Raw genomic sequence first — 707 nt, 5'->3', positions numbered from 1 at the left:
ATGAGATTTGAGATTCCCTTATAATTTATTCTGCTGCACTCCATAAATTGAGGGAATGACGGCAGGGTTAAGTGGTAGAGTCCGCAATGACAATATGTAAATATGCATTTTATTTGAAGCGTCATCCCTGCGTAGGCAGGGATCTTATATCAATACTGATTAAATATCCTTCGCTAGGGCTATGGATGATGCTTTGAAATAAAAAAGCCTCCTAATCAGGTGAGGCTTAGAGAGTTTGCCTTCTGGTCATCTCGAGCGTAGTCGAGTGAACTGTGAAGTTCGATACTTCAATTAAAAGTTCCCTCCACAAGGTCGGGATGACTTGCTAGAAGATACTTGCAATTAGCTTCTGTTGTTAGCAACATTCGTCAGACCACTCAAAGTGGTCAGACGAGTGAGTTTCTTAATGAGATTTGAGATTCCCTTATAATTTATTTCGCTGCGCTCAATGAATTCAGGGAATGACGGCTAAGAGAAAATAGTGAGAAGCTTAGCAGTGACAGGATCTGGTCATCTCGAGCGTAGTCGAGAGAACTTTGAAAAAAGCCAGTGGTACTTCTTAAAGATTGCGGGTCAAGCCCGCAATGACAATATGTGAGTATGCATTTTAGTCTGAAGCGTCATCCCTGCGTAGGCAGGGATCTTCTGTTAATACTGATTAAAGATTCTTAGCTTGCACTACCGATGACGCATTTAGTTAATATATT

Source organism: Fulvivirga aurantia (genome assembly GCF_009711475.1).
Taxonomy (GTDB): Bacteria; Bacteroidota; Bacteroidia; order Cytophagales; family Cyclobacteriaceae; genus Fulvivirga; species Fulvivirga aurantia.
The sequence above is the reverse complement of the archived record's forward strand: the minus strand, read 5'-3'. Positions refer to the sequence as shown.